The 631-nt window shown below is 43.7% G+C and carries 1 protein-coding gene; it reads left to right on the forward strand.

Annotated elements, in window-relative coordinates; translation table 11 throughout:
- Nucleotides 1–360 precede the first annotated feature (360 nt).
- On the forward strand, nt 361–631 hold a 271-nt coding region (locus tag A3762_RS05105; RefSeq protein ID WP_231878733.1), incomplete at its 3' end, for a DUF2804 family protein.

The following is a 631-nucleotide window of genomic DNA, read 5'->3' on the forward strand; positions in this document are numbered from 1 at the left end:
GTAGAGGTAGGTATAGCGAGGAGTCCACCCAGAATAATCAAAGAGGTCCCAATCCCATGCACCCGTATCAACGCGAGTCTCAGAATTAGATTCAGCATTTGCACCATTCGCAAAAAGAACTAAACAGACACCAAACAGGACAGAGCGACATAAAGATGCGAGAACAGCCATAAATTCTTTAAACTTCTTCGATAAGGTAAGTAGAGAGCCAAAATGCTACACAATGGCTCAAATCAAACCAAGTAAGAACTTTCTTATTTGTGGACAAGTTACGCACTGCACACCGATCTTCACTTCCTGAATGACTTAAATTTACGCTACCATGCCGTCCCTCAACCAAAAACTAGGGTTAGTCACGGCATGCAACGCACCATAAAAAAAATAATTAACGATCAAGGCCAAGTTGAGCTGGGCCATTTTAGCGAGCCAGTGAATCAATTAAACGGGCAAGACTTCGACTACCGAACTGTTATGGGCAAACCGGCTGGTTCACTGCGCCAACACTTTGCCTACAAGCAATTTCAGTATTTTGGTGCTATTGGCAAAGACCTCATCTTTGGTTGTGCCTTTGCAGATATTCGATACATCGGCGCGTGCTTCGCTTACGTCTTTCGTCCTTCGGATAAAAAAA

This window comes from Oleiphilus sp. HI0125 (genome assembly GCF_001635355.1).